Below are 16,694 nucleotides of genomic sequence, written 5' to 3'. Positions count from 1 at the left end.
CTGTAATGTAAGTTGTACCCACTCGTATCGCTTGAAACGAAAATATACCCCCAAGGAGGTCATTCTCATGAGTTTTATTCCTATGGTCGTCGAACAGGACGCGCGCGGTGAAAGAGGGTATGACATTTACTCTCGCTTGCTGAAAGACCGCATCATTTTCTTAGGCACGGGTGTCAACGATGTTGTGGCGAACTCCATCATTGCTCAAATGCTCTTCTTGGCCGCCCAAGATCCGGATAAAGATATTTCCCTGTACATCAACAGCCCTGGCGGTTCCATCACCGCAGGCATGGCGATCTATGACACGATGCAGTTCATCAAGCCTGACGTATCCACGATCTGCGTAGGCATGGCGGCTTCCATGGGCGCATTCCTGCTCACAGCAGGCGCCAAAGGCAAACGCTACGCGCTGCCAAACAGCGAAGTGATGATCCACCAACCGCTGGGCGGTGCCGAAGGTCAGGCGTCCGACATCGAAATTCGCGCGAAGCGCATTTTGAAAATGAGAGACAACCTGAACCGCATCCTGGCGGAGCGCACAGGTCAAACGTTCGAGCGCATCGAGCGCGACACCGATCGCGACAACTTCATGAGCGCAGCCGAAGCAGCCGAGTACGGCCTCATCGATAAAGTCATCGAGCGCATCTAATCGCAGCGCTCCCGACACAAACAACAAAACAGCCTGCAGCGAAAGCTCCCGAAGGAGCCCCTCACTGCAGGCTGTTTTCTTTTATTTCTTATCTTCCAGCGGATAGAAGATCAGGTCAATCGGGAACGCCGAGCCGGCCGGCGGCGTGAACTCAATGTCCAGTGCGTCCTCCGTACCCGTCGTACGCGCCAACACGGCCATGCCGTCGAACGCGGTCACGACGCCGGAATATGGCACCGGAATGATCTCGCCGTTGATTTTGAACGGCCCTTTAAAGACCCCGCCGCGCGCCATCATCATGACCGCCATTTTGCGCGGCTTGTCGGCATGAATTTTGTACACGACGCCGTAGTTGCCGCCATTCTCCACGGCTTGCTTCCGCATCACGTCGTAGCCTTTAACAAACGGATCGGTCTTGTTATCGCCGATCGTCAGCACCGAAGTCTTCGTGAAGGAAGACGCATCTACCTTCCACTGAATCTCCGACACCGGGAACGTGCCCCGAACATGCCCGTTAAAGTCCAGCAGCGGCAGATCCTGCGCAGTCGTCGGTGTCAACGGCTTATCCGTAACGCCAAACGAAATTTGCAGTTCCCCATCCGTCTCTACATCGTAGAACAGGTTCACGCCCTGCCCTGGATAGAAGTCCGGCAGCTTCGCATATACATAAGTCTGGTGCGGAGGCACGGTCAACTGTTGGTCGTACACGTTGTTCATCAAGAAGTCGACTGACGCCTCGCTGCCGATCAGGTTCGCGTACACGGAAGGGTACACTTCCCCTTTGTTTGTCGTTTTGATCGTGATCGGCTTGTCGGTATTGTTCGTGGCAAAAATCGCCATCGTCATCTTCTGCTTCGTACCGTTCACATGGTCAGCGTACAGACGCGCTTTGCCGTTAATGTTGTCGCGGTACAGAATACCGCTCGAGGTAAACTCTTCCGGGCTGTCGCTGACGAGCAGCGTGCGGCCCTGCACTTCGGTCGTTTCTTTCGGCAGAGGCAGCATTTTATTAAAGTACGACCAGATCGTACCCCAATCCGTCTTAATGAAGCCGCCGACCGGTTTATTGTAGATCGGGTACTCGACTTCATTCAAAAACGGTTCATCCGTGACCGTCACATAGCTTTTAAACAGCTTGCTCACGTGCCCATGCGCGTCTTTAACTGTCAGGGTCACCGGATACAAGCCCGGCTTGAAGAACGCTTCCTTATTCCCTGTCCACTCGTAGGACGCGATACCCTCCGCATCCGGGTCATAGCTAAGGTCGATGTATTTCACAGGCTCCCCAAGCCGGTAAGTCGGCTTTGCCGTCGTGAACTTGGCCACTGGACGGGAGTTGCTGTCCTGATCGATGTAAATGCCTTCTGGCGCTTTAAAATGAACGATCTCCACGCGGCGCAGCTCGCTGTTGTACGTATACTTGGCGCCCATGTAATCGGCCAGCCAGGTCAGCTTTACAAGCAGCTTGCCGTTCACAATGGCGGCCACTGAATCAAACGGCATGTCGAGCCCGTTCAGGGTCACCGATTTATGATCGGAATCGAGCACGATATTGTAGCCTGCAGGAAGCATTTGAATCGTACGGGACGCATCGTTCCACTCCACGGTAAAACCTAGCGTATCCCCGAGGAATTTCGCCGGCACGAACGTACTGCCGTTAATAATCGTCGCAGGCGCATCCAGTTTCACCTGATCCTGGTTCACAAAAGCATCCGCTTTATCGATATAAAGTAAAATGTAGGACGAGGTGGTCGAAACCGCATAGGCGGACGGTGCTGCGAGTGCACTGGCTGCAAAAATAATCAGCGCGAGTAGCGAGATGACTTCTTTCTTGATTCGTTTCATGGACTTGGCTCCTTCTGCTTAGCTTCAGCGGTGCATTCAAAGGGACGGCAAAAAAGCCTTTATCCTTCGAAGCCACGTTCATTAGACGCAGCTAAGTGAAAAAGGTTGCAGGTTCTCCTAATTGTTAACAAAATTGACACTTCTTAATCGCCGTTTGCCCGCTAGCTGCAAAAAAGCCTCCCCGAGAGGGAAGCTTTTAAAGAAATTATTGGTTTTCCAATTCTTCCTTACTGACTAATGTAACTAAAGCGTTTACAGCCTGCTCAGCATCCGAACCTTCTGCACTTATGAAGACTTCGGTTCCTGTACTGATCGCAAGACTCATAATCCCCATGATGCTCTTCGCATTCACTTTCTTCTCATCCTTCTCAACGAAGATTTCGGATGAAAACTTATTCGCCTCTTGAACAAACAATGCCGCAGGTCTGGCATGAAGTCCTGTTCTCAACTTCACAACAACTGGACGTCTGGACATGGAACTAATTCCCCCTAATGTGGAGCTTTTATAGATGATATACCTATCAATGATCCTTGTGTTTTAATATTATAACATTTTTCCCTCATATACACTAGAAAAAATGCGAAAAACTTATTTAAGCACGGCTCGGAGTGCGCAGAGCTAGGAATTTCGGTATTTTTCCGCTAATTCGTCAATTTTCCGCAATCGGTGGTTCACGCCGGATTTGCTAACGTTGCCTGCTAGCATATCACCAACCTCTTTCAAATTCAAGTCGGGATGCTGCAGCCTGATCTGGGCGACTTCCCTCAGCTTATCGGGCAAATTGTCGAGTCCGACCTCGCGCTCGAGAATGCGAATGTTTTCGATCTGCCTTACGGCTGCGCCGATCGTCTTATTCAGATTCGCCGTCTCGCAATTGACAATCCGATTCACCGAGTTGCGCATATCCTTCATGATCCGCACGTCTTCAAACCGAAGCAGCGCCTGATGCGCGCCGATAATGCTCAGGAACTCGATGATTTTCTCGCCTTCCTTGATATACAGCACGAACCCTTTCTTGCGTTCGATGAATCTCGCGTTCAGATCGAACTTATTCGCAAGATTGACCAGCGCTTTGCAGTGCTCCTCATAAATCGAGGCGATCTCGAGATGATACGACGAACCCTCGGGATTATTCACCGACCCGCCCGCCATGAAGGCGCCGCGCAAATATGCGCGCTTGCAGCAGGAGCCGCGAATAATTTCTTTATTAATGCCGGTGGTAAAAATAAAGCCTTCGGACACGATTTTCAGATCGCTGAGCAGCTCCTGCACCTGTCCAGGCACCCGAACAATGTACACATTGTTCTTCTTGAGCCGCATTTTCTTCCGAACAAGCAGCTCGGTATGCATGTTATACATCTTCTTGATCAGGGAGTAAATGCGCCGCGCAATGGCGGCATTCTCCGTTGAAACATCGAGGATGACCCGCTGGTTGCTCAGCTGCACCGAGCCATTCATGCGAATAAGCGCGGAGAGCTCCGCTTTTTGACAACAGGCCTCATCGTCGTTGATTAACGTTAGTTCTTTTTTCGTAGTTGCCGCAAAGGACAAGGGACTCACTTCTTCCTTGACAGCCAGCTTTCGACAAGCTGAAAAATATGGTCACTAAGCTTTTCAGCATCATGACGAAGATACGTGCGGAAAAGCACTAATCGATCCGCGATGACTTGATAGCCCCGCTTCGTTACTTCATCTAAATCCAAATGAACGGCTTTGGATCCCTTCTCCGCATACTTGGCCTGCACCTGCGGCGGGATTTCCCCATTATTCACGATCACGTAGTCAAATAAATGAAGACCCAGATGATCATAGATCGCATCGAGGTGGTCGCTAACAGAGTAGTTATCCGTCTCCCCCGGCTGCGTCATCACATTGCAAATGAACATCTTCACGGCGTCCGACCGGACGATTTCATCGGCGATGCCCGGCACGAGCAGATTCGGCAGCAAGCTCGTATACAAGCTGCCGGGGCCGCACAGAATAGCGTCCGCCTCGCGGATCGCTTGCAGCGCTTCTGCCAGCGGCGTCACATTCGCCGGTTCGATCATCACTTTTTTAATGCGCCCCGGTGCTTTCGGAATCTTGGATTCACCGACGACAAGCGAGCCGTCCTCCATGATGCCTTTCAGCACAATCGCCTGATTCGAGGCGGGAAGCACCCGTCCGCGAACGGCGAACACCCGGTTCATTTCCTGCACCGCCGTAACAAAATCACCGGTAATGTCGGTCAGTGCCGCTAAGATTAGATTTCCCAGACTATGCCCGGCTAATCCCGTTCCGACTTGAAAACGATACTGGAGCATCAACGACAGCAGCGGCTCTACGTCGGCCAGCGACGTAAGCACGTTGCGGACATCGCCGGGAGGCGGCATCTGCAGCTCGCTGCGCAGAATACCCGAGCTTCCCCCATCATCCGCTACTGTGACGATCGCCGTAATATCCACCGGCTTCTCCTTAAGCCCTCTCAACATAACAGAGAGACCCGTGCCGCCGCCGATCACGACTATTCGGGGTTTACGCTGTGATTGTCCACGATCCATCTTTCTCCACCCTCTTAGGAGACTTTCCGAAAGCCCCCTTAATCACATAGCCGTTATACGCGGTCTCGCTCGGCATCCCGGTGACTGACTCGTACAGTCTCAGTCTCACTGTTACCCATAATTTTGCCCAGGTACTCGGCAATCGCAACAGACCTGTGCTTGCCGCCTGTGCATCCGATACCGACGACGACCTGGCTTTTGCCTTCCTTCGTATACTGCGGCATCAAGAAGTTCAGCATATCCAGTAGTTTGCTCAGGAACTCCTGCGTCTCCGGCCATTTCATCACATAGTCGTAGACGTCCTGATTCTGGCCGGTCTGCGGACGAAGCTGTTCGACATAATGCGGATTCGGTAAGAAACGCACATCAAAAATCAAATCGGCGTCAATCGGCACCCCATACTTAAATCCGAACGAGATTACATTTATAGATATGCGATTAGCTTCCAGATTAGTGAATCGGGAACTGATTCTTTCTTTAAGCTGCAATGGCTTGAGGCTGCTCGTGTCGATGACCTGCGTCGCGAGGCCCTTCAGCTCCTCCAGCAGCTTGCGCTCAAGTCCGATTCCTTCGAGCGGCGCCCCTTCCGGCGCAAGCGGATGGCGGCGACGGCTTTCCTTATACCGCTGTACTAACGTCGCGTCCGTCGCATCCAAAAACAGAATCTCATAGCTAAGCGTGTAATTCTCTTGAATGTAACGCAGTGATTCCTGCAGCGCCGTAAAAAATTCACGCCCGCGCAAATCGATCACCAAAGCGACCTTGCCGATTTTCCCCATCGACTGCACGATGAGCTCGGCAAACTTCGGGATGAGCACTGGCGGGAGATTATCGACGCAGAAGAACCCCAGATCCTCCAGACTTTGGACAGCAATGGTTTTCCCCGCGCCCGACATTCCCGTGATGATAACCAGTTTCGCTAAAGGGTGGTTTTCTTCCATGCTTAGCACCTTCCTTTGGTTCGCGTTCCTCTCGCGCCCGATACGCGCTGAGACGGAACGCGAGCTTTCCTGCTAGCGCAAGTTCAATCCAGCCGCACCTACAACACCAGCATCGTTACCCAGTGTTGCCGCTACGATTTCCACGCCTTCCGCCGCAGCTTCCGGTGTATATTTCTTAAACGTTTCGCGAATCGGCTGGAACAAAATTTCGCCCGCTCTCGACACGCCGCCTCCGATAATAAAGCGCTTCGGATTAATCACAACCGCAAGCGCAGCCATCGAACGGCCCAGGTAGTAAGCCGCACGGTTGACGATGCGCAGCGAAACTTCGTCTCCGCTCTTCGCCGCGTCGAAGACATGCTTCGCTTCGATCTTTTCATGCAGGGCCAACGACGTTTTCTCGCCGCGCTCTACCGCTTCCTTTGCCATGCGCACGATACCTGTCGCGGAGGAAACCGTTTCCAGGCAGCCCATTTGGCCGCAGCCGCATTGAATCGCCTCGATGTCAGGCACGATCGCCATATGACCCAGCTCGCCCGCCATGCCGGCAGAGCCTTGATAGATTTTGCCGTCGATGATGATGCCGCCGCCTACACCGGTTCCCAGCGTGTAGCATACGACATTTTTCTCGCCTGCTCCAGCTCCCGCCCATGCTTCTCCCAGCGCAGCTACGTTGGCATCATTGTCAATTTTCACTGTTTTGCCGAGCAACGTTTCCAGCGTCTTCTTCGCCGGTACGTTATGCCACTGCAGGTTCGGCGAAAATTTGACAAATCCCTCTGGAATGTCCATGAATCCGGCCAAGCCAGCACCGATTCCCGCCACTTGATCCCAGGAAAATTCCGATTCTTCGACGATTTGTCGCACGTACTGCGCAATGCGTTCAAGAACGGACTCCGCGCCAAGCTCCGGGGATGTAGGGCCTTCCAACGTTTTCAGCAAATTGCCTTGTTCATCGCACAGCCCTACCTTAATGTTGGTTCCGCCTAAATCGACACCGATATAAATTTGATTGGACATTACAAGGTCACCTCATGCATAATCTTAAAATTTTCGGACAAATACTCCTTTTCCCACTATAAGACAAGCCCGAGGGCAGGTCAAGATTCAAACAACGCCTAGAAAAGAGAAAACGTGGAAAGCTTAGCCTTCCACGTCTGCCGGCAATTCGGCGATCTTACAGCGTTTGACTCCAGTCGTGCACGATGTGTCCCTCGAGGAATTTCTCAGCTTCCAAAGCGGCTGCGCAGCCGCTTCCCGCCGCGGTAATCGCTTGGCGGTATTTGGTATCCTGCACATCGCCGCAAGCGAAAACGCCAGGGATGTTCGTTTGCTGCGTGCCAGGCTTCACGATAATGTAGCCTTGTTCGTCGGTATCGATCTGACCGCCGAGGAACTTCGTGTTCGGCGTATGGCCGATCGCTACGAAAATCCCATCGGTCTCGATGATTTCCTCTTCGCCGGTCGTATTGTTCTTCACTTTCAGGCCGGTAACGCCCTTCTCGCCAGCAACGACTTCAAGCGGCGTGTTGTTCAGCGCCCATTTGACCTTCTCATTGCCGCGTGCGCGGTCCTGCATGATTTTGGAAGCGCGCAGCTCGTCGCGGCGGTGCACCAGACGAACTTCGGAAGCGAAGCGCGTCAGGAAGTTCGCTTCTTCCATCGCGGAGTCGCCGCCGCCGACCACGACAATCTTTTTGCCGCGGAAGAAGAAACCGTCGCACGTCGCGCAAGTGCTGACGCCGCGTCCGATGTTTTCTTTCTCGTTCGTAATGCCGAGCAGCCTTGCCGATGCACCTGTCGAGATGATCAGCGTTTCTGTTTCAACCTCGCCCAGACCTTCGACCTGCAGTTTGAACGGACGGTTCGTAAGTTCTACGGAGTTGACCCAGCCTGTTTTGAACTCGGCGCCGAAACGTTCAGCTTGCTTGCGCATATTGTCCATCAGCTCAGGGCCCATGATGCCTTCCGGAAATCCTGGGAAATTCTCAACTTCGGTCGTGGTGGTAAGTTGGCCGCCTGGCTCCGGTCCTTCGATCACAAGCGGGCTGAGGTTTGCGCGCGCCAAGTAGATAGCGGCTGTTAATCCGGATGGTCCTGTTCCTACGACAACTGATTTGTACATATGATTTTCCCTCCTACGCGCTTTCCTCAGAAAGCTCTCTGTCTTAAATAAATTTATTGAAAATCGCGTCCATCTTCTCACGCAAGCCGCACGTATCGTCCATGAGCTTCACATGACGGCTGACAGTGGACACGGTTACCCCGTAACGTTCCGCGACTTCCTGATAGGAAATCGCACGGCGGTGCATCTTGGCGATCAGGTATTCCAACGCGGCTGCCCAGCCTTCCGGCTTCTGGATTTTCGGCGCCTTCGGGAATGACTTCGTCAAGAACTCGACCCACAGAATCTCAAGGTCGTACTGCTGCACCATATCGTAGCGCTTATGCATATGCGTGAGCGCGGTTTCCATCACCCGCTGCCAACCGGCATCCCAGAAAGGAAGATGCGGTGCATACGGCGAAGCTTCCACCATACGTTCCTCATTCTCGAGGAACGCCGGCAGCGAATCCCGTACACCCATGCTGCGGAGGACAAAGATCGCGACCTTTTTCAAATAATCGTCCTCTTCGCTGTCCAGGATAAAATCCTGCAAGGCCTCGCGAACTTCATTATCGGCAATATAGCTGAACGCCTGGATAACCTGCAGCTTCGTTTCAATATCGCCGTGCCGCAAAGCCCAGAAGAACGAAGAACGTACCAGCGGATCGCGTTTGAGCTGCTCCGGAATGCCCTGCGACGACTTCTCCAGGACGCGGAACTGCTCTTCAAACGGCAGGTGATAGTGATAGCTCCACGTCAGCGGGGTCGTCGCCTGCTCGCGCGTGCGCAGCTGCTCCAGATAGAACTTGGCGACCTCCGTGCCCGGGTCGAGCTTCTGCACTTGCCGCCAGTAGCGGTACGCTTCCGCGAAGCGTCCGATATGGCTCGCCGCCACCGCCGTATAATGATACAGGCTCGGATCTTGCGAACCCTCGCCGGATTTCAGCAAGCGCCGGAACAAATGGTATGCTTTCTCATGCTTTGCCAGTATGCCCATCGTCGTCGCCAGCTTGAACATGTGATCCTCTTGCAGCGGATACATTTTGCAAAGCTGGTCCGTGAGTGCGGCGAGCTCCTTTTTATTCCCAAAATGCTGATGGAAAATGGCCATATTACACAGTGCATGGAGATTGCCCGGCTCGTAGACGAGCACTTCCTGAATGGTCTCCATCGCTTTCTGGAATTGACCCATATAATAATAAGCCAAGGCCAAGTTGTTCCGGGCGGCGGTAAAGTCCGGCTTCTTCACCACCAGATCCTCCAGCGCCCGAACCGCTTCGGCGAATTTCCCCTCTTCCAATAAGGCACGCGCTTTATCATGCTCGAAGAGCCCTTCTCGACTCTTGATGCTAGTGAGAGGGGCAGGTCGATCAAGCTCGTAGCGAAGCATCTCCATCATTTCTTCGGATTCGTCGATGAACTGCCCTGTCGGGTCGCTCTCCAAATACCGAACCAAGGCTTGCTCCGCCTGCTCGAAATTTTCCATGTTGGCATAGTTGTTCGCCATATAAAAGTGACATTCCGTCATCTCGGGATCGATCGTATCTAGGATATGCTTTAAAATGCGGTTCGACTCATCGTAGTTGCCTACTTCGGAAAGAACCCCTGCCAGATTGCAGTGGTTCACAGGGTTATCCTGTTCGAACTCCGCAGCCCGCCGGAAATATTTCAATGCCTTATCATAGTGAAACCGATCCAACGATTGAACCGCTCTCTCGAAAAAGAATGCGGCATCCATGTTGATTGAAATGACTTTGGGTTGTGGCGCTTTGGATAAACGCTGTTTCTTTTCCATAGCAAGACACCTCCGGCAATTTGATTACGCTCAAATTATACCATAGATCGCTCGGAAGCCAAAAACATTATCCAAAGGGAATGAATGGACTGCTTATTTAAGCTGCCTCTATACGCCGCCGTATTTGAAAAGTGAGGACAGCGACCCGCCGTCATTGATAATGCGAATGGCATCGGACAGCAACGGCGCTACGGACAGCACGCTGAATTTATCGGAATGGTCATCCGGAATCGCAATGGAATCCGTAATGATGACTTCTTTAATGCTCGGGTGATCCAAACGCTGCAAAGCCGGACCGGAGAACACAGGGTGCGTCGCACAGATATATACGTCCAGCGCGCCTCTTTCCTTCAAGCTTTCCACAACGTTCACGATGGTCGTGCCCGTATCGATTAAATCTTCAATGATAATCGGCGTACGGCCGGCAACATCACCGATCACGTGCGTGATCACGGATTCGTTGTGCTCAGGACGCTTCTTGATCATCATCGCGAAAGGCGCGTCGAGAATGTTGGCCATTTTCTCAGCCGTCGTCGCACGTCCCGCATCCGGAGAGACGATAACCGGGTTCGGCAAATTCTTTTTCTTGATAAAATCGCTGATCAAATCCAGCGCCGTCAAATGATCCACCGGAATGTTGAAGAAGCCTTGAATCGCCGGGGCATGCAGGTCGATCGTAACCACACGCGTTGCGCCTGCAGCGCTGAACAGGTCCGCTACCAATTTCGCCGAAATCGGCTCACGCGGAGCAGCCTTACGTTCTTGACGCGAGTAACCATAGTACGGAATGACAAGGTTGATCGTTCTTGCGGAGGCTCTTTTCGCTGCATCCATCATGACGAGCAGTTCCATCATATGCTCATTGATCGGATGAGAGAAGGTTTGCACCAGAAATACGTCACAGTTACGAATCGTTTCTTCGTACAGACAGTAAATTTCACCGCTTTTGAATCGGGATAATTTGATTTGTCCCAGCGGCTGGCCGAGCTCATCACAAATACGTTCAGCAAGCTTCGGATTGGAAGATCCGGAAAAGATTTTAACATTGTCGCTATACATGGTTAATGGTTACCTCCGAAGGTTCATTAAATAAAATTATGCTTACTGATTTATTATACATGAAACGTGTCGAATTTAAAAAGTCACAAGAAGGCGTTTTCGCCCCGCAAATGTGGCTATTTCGTTAAATCCAAGCGACTTTAGCAGCGCTCTCGCTTCATCCAAATATTGCCCCAGCCGCTCCGGTTGGTGGGCGTCGGAACCCAGCGTGACCGGAATCCCCACTTCCTGGCAATACCGCAGCATCCGCTCGCTGGGGAACATCTCCTTGCACGGATGGCGCAGTCCGGAGGCGTTCAGCTCAATCGCCATGCCGCTTTCCTTGACGGCGTCCAGGGCCGCTTTTTCCAATTCCCATGTATCTTGCTCAGGCACATAACCGAAGCGCTTAATCATATCCAGGTGGCCCAAATAGTCGTACATCCCGGAGCGCGCCGCTTTCTTCACTGCCTCGTAGTATTGGGTATAAACAGCGAAAATATCCTTGCCTTCCCAGTTCCCCGTTTGCCGAAAATCCGAAATATCCCACTCGCCCAGAAAGTGCACCGAGCCGATGACATAGTCCCAAGGATACGCGTTAATGATCGCCGCGATTTCTTTCTCGTAACCCTCGATATAGTCGCCTTCCAGGCCGACGCGAATATCAATGTGATCCTTGTATTTTTCCTTCAAATACAGACATTCTTCGACATACCGGGGCAGCTCCTCCATCGGCATTGCCATCTCCGGATAATACGTTTGCGGGTCCACATGCAAAAGCGGCATATGATCCGACAGCCCCAATTGCGTGAGCCCGATCTCGATGCCGCGTTTGACGTAATCCTCCAGTTCCCCGGAGGCGTGACCGCAGCGTACATGATGTGTATGATAATCAATCAACATCGTGATTCACTCCAGGTCGTTTTCTTTATTTTTTAACATGACGGCGGTCGAGTTCTCTCATCAGTTCATCAAGCGGCAGCTTTCTCTCACGCAAAAGCACCATCAGATGGAAAATCAGATCGCTCGCTTCATAACGAAGCTCGTCGTTGTCCTTGTTTTTCGCTGCGATAATGGTTTCGGCGGTTTCTTCGCCGACTTTCTTCAAGATCTTGTCGACACCTTTCTCGAAAAGGTACGTCGTATACGCGCCTTCCGGACGCTCGGCGTCACGCGAAGCGATGACGGCTTCCAGCTCGCCGAGAATCGCGAAGCGGTCGCTGCTTGTTGCCACTGGCGCTTCGGCTGTTGCAGCGCCTTCTACCGGAATGCTGTTCGTGAAGCAGGTGTACGTGCCGTTGTGGCACGCTGCGCCCGTTTGTTCCACGAGCACGAGCAACGTATCGGCGTCGCAATCGTAGCGGAGCGCCTTCACCTTTTGCGTGTGGCCGGAGGTTGCCCCTTTGTTCCACAGCTCTCCGCGCGAACGGCTCCAATACCAGGTCTCACCGGTTTGAACCGTGCGCTGCAAAGATTCGCTGTTCATGTACGCAAGCATCAACACCTCTTTGGAGATCGCGTCTTGCACAACCGCAGGCACGAGGCCGTGCGCGTCAAATTTAATTTGGTCGACGGAAAATGTCATCGAATCTCAACTCCTTTGCCCTTCAGGGCATCTTTAACCCCTTGAATGGTCAGTTCTTTGTAGTGAAAAATCGTCGCCGCCAGCCCTGCGTCGGCCTTGCCTTCCGTGAACACATCATAGAAGTGTTCCGCTTTCCCCGCGCCGCCGGAGGCGATCACCGGGATCGACAATAGCTCAGACACCGCCCGTGTCAGCTTCAAATCAAAACCGTCCTTCGTCCCGTCGGCATCCATGCTAGTCAGCAGGATTTCACCCGCGCCGAGCGACTCCATGCGCTTCGCCCACTCCAGCGTGCGAATCCCCGTGGCATTGCGTCCGCCGTGCGTGAACACTTCCCACTCGCCCCACTCCGCGTTGAACTTCGCGTCAATCGCAACGACAACACACTGCGAGCCGAACTTCCGCGCGCCATCGGAAACGAGCTGCGGATTGCGCACAGCCGCCGTGTTAATGCCGATCTTATCCGCACCTGCACGAAGCAGGCGCTTCATATCGTCTACGCTCGAGATACCGCCGCCGACCGTAAAAGGAATCGTAATCTCGCCCGCCGTCTGGCGAACGACTTCCACCATTGTCGCACGCCCTTCGACCGACGCCGAAATATCGAGGAACACAAGCTCATCCGCGCCCTCTTGATCATAAATTGCTGCAAGCTCCACCGGATCGCCGGCATCGCGCAGATTCACGAAGTTCACACCCTTGACTACACGTCCGTCCTTCACGTCTAGGCAAGGAATAATGCGTTTTGCTAACATCAGGCACCACCTCCGTTACACAAAACAAGGAAATTGTCCAGCAGCTTCATGCCGGTCTCGCCGCTTTTCTCCGGGTGGAACTGCATCCCGTAGACGTTGTCCCGGCCGACAATCGCCGTCACCGGCTGATAGTAGTCCGTCACCGCCAGCAGATCGCTCTCTCGCTCCGGCTTCGCATGGTAGGAATGCACGAAATATACATGCCCTTCCTCGATGCCTGCAAAAATCGGACTTTCCGCCTGCTTGTAGCTAAGCCGGTTCCAACCCATATGCGGCACTTTATAGTCGCCGCGAAAACGAACCACCGCGCCGGGTAGCAAGCCCAGCCCCTCGTGGTCGCCGTGTTCCTCGCTGCTCGAGAACAGCAGCTGCATGCCAAGGCAAATGCCGAGCAGCGGCTTACCACTCGCCGCATACTGCTTCACGACAGCGTCCAGCCCCGTCTCGCGCAGATGCTCCATCGCATCGCCGAACGCGCCGACGCCGGGCAGAATCGCACCTTCCGCCGCCATGATGGCCGTCGGGTCGCCCGTCACCACCGCTTCATAGCCCAGCCGCTCGACCGCTTTGCTGACACTATGCAAATTGCCCATTCCGTAATCGATAATGGCGATCATGCTTACAGCACTCCCTTCGTCGAAGGAACCCCCTGCACACGAGGATCAATCGTCGTCGCTTCGTCAATCGCACGGCCCAACGCCTTGAACACAGCCTCAACCATGTGGTGCGTGTTCTGACCGTAGTGCACGATGACATGCAGCGTAATGCGCGCTTCCAGCGCAAACTTCCAGAGGAACTCCTGCACCAGCTGCGTTTCGAAGCTGCCGACGTTCGCCGTCGGATACTCCGCCCGGTATTCAAAATGCGGTCGATTGCTTATATCGATCACAACCTGCGCCAACGCTTCGTCCATAGGGATAAACACGTTCGCATAACGTTTAATCCCACGTTTGTCGCCGAGCGCCTCGCGCAGCGTTTGCCCCAAGCAAATCCCAATATCTTCGACCGTGTGGTGGTCGTCGATCTCAATATCGCCTTTCGCGTCCACTTTCAGATTGAAGTGACCGTGCTTTGTGAACAAATCCAGCATATGGTTCAGAAACGGCACATCCGTGACCAACTCGGAAATCCCCGTGCCATCCACATCAAACGAAAGCTTGATGTCCGTTTCGTTCGTTTTGCGGGCAACACTCGCCGAACGCGTTCTAACTTGATCCTGCTCTGCCATCTATGTCAGCTTCCCTTCTTTTTTAAGTCGCACCTCAACCGCGCGCGCATGGCCCTCCAGCCCTTCATTGCGGGCTAAGGTCATAATCATCTCACCGTTCGCGAACAAAGCTTCCTTACTATAATGAATCACACTGGATTTCTTGATAAAATCATCCACATTCAGCGGCGACGAGAATCGCGCCGTGCCGTTCGTCGGCAGCACGTGGTTCGGGCCGGCAAAATAATCGCCGACCGGCTCCGTGCTGTACGGGCCCAGGAATATCGCGCCTGCGTTCTCGATGCGCGGCAGCCAGCTGAACGGCTCCTGCACGAGCAGCTCGCAGTGCTCCGGCGCCAGGCGGTTCACCACGTCGACGCCCTCTTCGAGGGAGCCAACGAGCAGGATCGCGCCTTTCGTCGCCGTAGAGACGGAAGCGATGGCTTTCTTCGGCAGCACATCCAGCTGCCGCCACAGCTCTTGCTTCACATCCTCCGCCAGCTCAGCGGACGGCGTCACCAGAATCGCCGGTGACATCTCGTCATGCTCGGCCTGCGCCAGCAGATCGGCCGCGATGTACTGCGGGTCGGCGTGCTCATCGGCAAGCACGACAATGTCCGTCGGCCCGGCGATCATGTCGATGTCGACGACGCCGAATACGTAGCGCTTCGCCAGCGCGACGTAGATGTTGCCCGGCCCGACGATCTTGTCGACGGGCTTGATCGATTCCGTGCCGTAGGCCAGCGCAGCGACCGCTTGCGCTCCGCCGGCACGATAGATCTCACGCACACCCGCTTCGGCGGCAGCCACGAGGATATGCGGGTTGATGCCCTCTTCGCCCGCGGTGGCCGGAGGCGTCACCATCGCGATCTCCGGGACCCCCGCCACGATGGCGGGGATGGCGTTCATGAGCACGGAGGAAGGGTATGCTGCCTTCCCTCCGGGCACGTACAAGCCGACCCGCTTCAGCGGTCGGATGATTTGGCCCAGCAGACTGCCGTCCGGCTGCAGGTCCATCCAGGAATTGCGTTTCTGCTTCTCATGAAACGCGCGAATATTCGCGGCGGCCTGCCGCAGCGCCGCCAGGAATGCGGCGTCGACCTGGGCGTACGCCGCCTCGATCTCTTCGTCGCTGACGCGAAGCTCACCGACCGTGACGCCGTCATACTGCTGCGCCATGCGCCGCAGCGCGGCGTCGCCGTCCTGCCGCACCTCCTCGATGATGCGGCGGACGGATTCATTTTGCTCGGGGGAGCCGTATTCAACCTCGCGGTTTAATTGAAATTCCGAGGCGGGTAAAATCCGCATCTTCCTCATCCTTTCTCTTTTCCGTACTTAATCTCTGTTCTTGATCTCCAGGCGCTCGACCGGCTCGAACCTCGCCATCAGCACAAAACCTGCAAAAAAGCAGGAATTTCCGTCTTCTCCTCTATGATTTCGGGAAATTCCTGCAATTCCGCAGGCTTTCTAAGCGAAATCCCTCTTTTTGCCTAAGTTCGAGCAAAAACCTGCCTTTTCGCAGGAATCCAGCCCACAATGTCGGATTGAGGAGAAATTCCTGCATAATCGCAGGAATGAATGACTCCAACTTACTTCGCATCCACCGTCGGAAGCACCGGCTGCAGCATATCGCACAAGCGCTGAATCGCCTCGTTCTTCATCCGGTAGCTCACGCGGTTCGCAATCAAACGGCTCGTGATTTGGAAAATCTCCGCTTGCTCCACCAGCCCGTTCTCCTTAAGCGTCTGTCCCGTCTCCACCATGTCGACGATGCGGTCAGCAAGCCCGATGAGCGGCGCCAGTTCGATCGAGCCGTTCAGCTTAATCACTTCAACTTGCTGCCCTTGCTCGCGGAAGTACTGCGACGCCACATTCGGATACTTCGTCGCGACGCGCGGGTTAATCACTTGCTCCCAATTCGGCAGTCCGATCACGGACATGCGGCAGCGTGCAATGCCTAGATCAAGCAGCTCATACACGCTGCGGTTTTCTTCCATCAGCACGTCCTTGCCCACGACACCGATGTCGGCCACACCGTACTCCACATACGTCGGCACATCCACCGGTTTCGCCAAAATAAACTCCATCTTCGCTTCCGGCACCGGAATGATGAGACGGCGGCCTTCTTCCAAATCCTCGGGAATCGGCAGACCCGCTTTATGAAACAGCTTCGCTGCCTGTTTATAGATACGGCCTTTCGGCATCGCAACTTTTAAAATATCTTCCATCCTGCT

General features: G+C 53.9%; 17 protein-coding genes. 1 reads left to right on the top strand and 16 read right to left on the bottom strand.

What is annotated here, in order from left to right; genetic code table 11:
- Positions 1–67: 67 nt before the first annotated feature.
- Positions 68–649, top strand: coding sequence for an ATP-dependent Clp endopeptidase proteolytic subunit ClpP (gene clpP, locus EJQ19_RS24435; RefSeq protein ID WP_126143860.1), 582 nt, complete (start codon positions 68–70; stop codon positions 647–649).
- An 81-nt stretch (positions 650–730) separates the two neighbouring features.
- On the opposite strand, the gene EJQ19_RS24430 is transcribed toward clpP, so the two are convergent.
- The 16 genes from EJQ19_RS24430 to hisG all read right to left on the bottom strand — a co-directional run bounded on the left by EJQ19_RS24430 (position 731) and on the right by hisG (position 16,688).
- On the bottom strand, positions 731–2,494 hold the full coding sequence (locus EJQ19_RS24430; RefSeq protein WP_126143859.1) for a stalk domain-containing protein: 1,764 nt from the start codon (positions 2,492–2,494) through the stop codon (positions 731–733).
- Positions 2,495–2,699: 205 nt separating this feature from the next.
- Positions 2,700–2,969, bottom strand: a complete 270-nt coding sequence (locus EJQ19_RS24425; RefSeq protein WP_028555561.1) for an HPr family phosphocarrier protein — start codon at positions 2,967–2,969, stop codon at positions 2,700–2,702.
- Positions 2,970–3,113: 144 nt separating this feature from the next.
- Complete coding sequence (whiA, locus tag EJQ19_RS24420) at positions 3,114–4,046, bottom strand: DNA-binding protein WhiA (protein ID WP_126143858.1); 933 nt, start codon at positions 4,044–4,046, stop codon at positions 3,114–3,116.
- Between the two features lie 5 nt (positions 4,047–4,051).
- The gene (locus EJQ19_RS24415; protein WP_126143857.1) at positions 4,052–5,035 is read right to left on the bottom strand and encodes a gluconeogenesis factor YvcK family protein; all 984 of its coding nucleotides are present in this window, start codon (positions 5,033–5,035) and stop codon (positions 4,052–4,054) included.
- Between the two features lie 53 nt (positions 5,036–5,088).
- Positions 5,089–5,976, bottom strand: a complete 888-nt coding sequence (gene rapZ, locus EJQ19_RS24410) for an RNase adapter RapZ (protein WP_126143856.1) — start codon at positions 5,974–5,976, stop codon at positions 5,089–5,091.
- Positions 5,977–6,048: 72 nt separating this feature from the next.
- On the bottom strand, positions 6,049–6,996 hold the full coding sequence (locus EJQ19_RS24405; RefSeq protein ID WP_126143855.1) for an ROK family glucokinase: 948 nt from the start codon (positions 6,994–6,996) through the stop codon (positions 6,049–6,051).
- Between the two features lie 157 nt (positions 6,997–7,153).
- On the bottom strand, positions 7,154–8,101 hold the full coding sequence (gene trxB, locus EJQ19_RS24400; RefSeq protein WP_126143854.1) for a thioredoxin-disulfide reductase: 948 nt from the start codon (positions 8,099–8,101) through the stop codon (positions 7,154–7,156).
- Positions 8,102–8,144: 43 nt separating this feature from the next.
- Complete coding sequence (locus EJQ19_RS24395; RefSeq protein WP_126143853.1) at positions 8,145–9,875, bottom strand: tetratricopeptide repeat protein; 1,731 nt, start codon at positions 9,873–9,875, stop codon at positions 8,145–8,147.
- A gap of 108 nt (positions 9,876–9,983) precedes the next feature.
- Positions 9,984–10,934, bottom strand: coding sequence for a ribose-phosphate diphosphokinase (locus EJQ19_RS24390; protein WP_126143852.1), 951 nt, complete (start codon positions 10,932–10,934; stop codon positions 9,984–9,986).
- A 75-nt stretch (positions 10,935–11,009) separates the two neighbouring features.
- Positions 11,010–11,816 carry a histidinol-phosphatase HisJ gene (gene hisJ / locus EJQ19_RS24385; RefSeq protein WP_126143851.1) on the bottom strand — a complete coding sequence of 269 codons (807 nt, stop codon included), beginning with the start codon at positions 11,814–11,816 and terminating at the stop codon, positions 11,010–11,012.
- Positions 11,817–11,841: 25 nt separating this feature from the next.
- A complete protein-coding gene (gene hisIE, locus EJQ19_RS24380; protein ID WP_126143850.1) occupies positions 11,842–12,498 on the bottom strand; it encodes a bifunctional phosphoribosyl-AMP cyclohydrolase/phosphoribosyl-ATP diphosphatase HisIE in 657 nt (218 codons plus the stop codon).
- Positions 12,495–13,253, bottom strand: coding sequence for an imidazole glycerol phosphate synthase subunit HisF (hisF, locus tag EJQ19_RS24375; RefSeq protein ID WP_126143849.1), 759 nt, complete (start codon positions 13,251–13,253; stop codon positions 12,495–12,497). The genes hisIE and hisF overlap by 4 nt, the downstream gene beginning before the upstream one ends.
- Positions 13,253–13,870 carry an imidazole glycerol phosphate synthase subunit HisH gene (gene hisH / locus EJQ19_RS24370; protein WP_126143848.1) on the bottom strand — a complete coding sequence of 206 codons (618 nt, stop codon included), beginning with the start codon at positions 13,868–13,870 and terminating at the stop codon, positions 13,253–13,255. Before hisH ends, hisF begins: the two co-directional genes overlap by 1 nt.
- A 2-nt stretch (positions 13,871–13,872) precedes the next feature.
- A complete protein-coding gene (hisB, locus tag EJQ19_RS24365) occupies positions 13,873–14,481 on the bottom strand; it encodes an imidazoleglycerol-phosphate dehydratase HisB (RefSeq protein ID WP_126143847.1) in 609 nt (202 codons plus the stop codon).
- Positions 14,482–15,768 carry a histidinol dehydrogenase gene (hisD, locus tag EJQ19_RS24360; protein ID WP_126143846.1) on the bottom strand — a complete coding sequence of 429 codons (1,287 nt, stop codon included), beginning with the start codon at positions 15,766–15,768 and terminating at the stop codon, positions 14,482–14,484.
- A gap of 281 nt (positions 15,769–16,049) precedes the next feature.
- Positions 16,050–16,688 (bottom strand): ATP phosphoribosyltransferase, encoded by a 639-nt coding sequence (gene hisG / locus EJQ19_RS24355; protein ID WP_126143845.1) that lies wholly within the window; start codon positions 16,686–16,688, stop codon positions 16,050–16,052.
- Between the last annotated feature and the right edge of the window lie 6 nt (positions 16,689–16,694).

Origin of the sequence: Paenibacillus whitsoniae, assembly GCF_003955665.1 — a bacterium.
Classification (GTDB): domain Bacteria; phylum Bacillota; class Bacilli; order Paenibacillales; family NBRC-103111; genus Paenibacillus_E; species Paenibacillus_E whitsoniae.
Note: the sequence above shows the minus strand (reverse complement) of the source record. Positions and strands in the feature narration are given on the sequence as shown.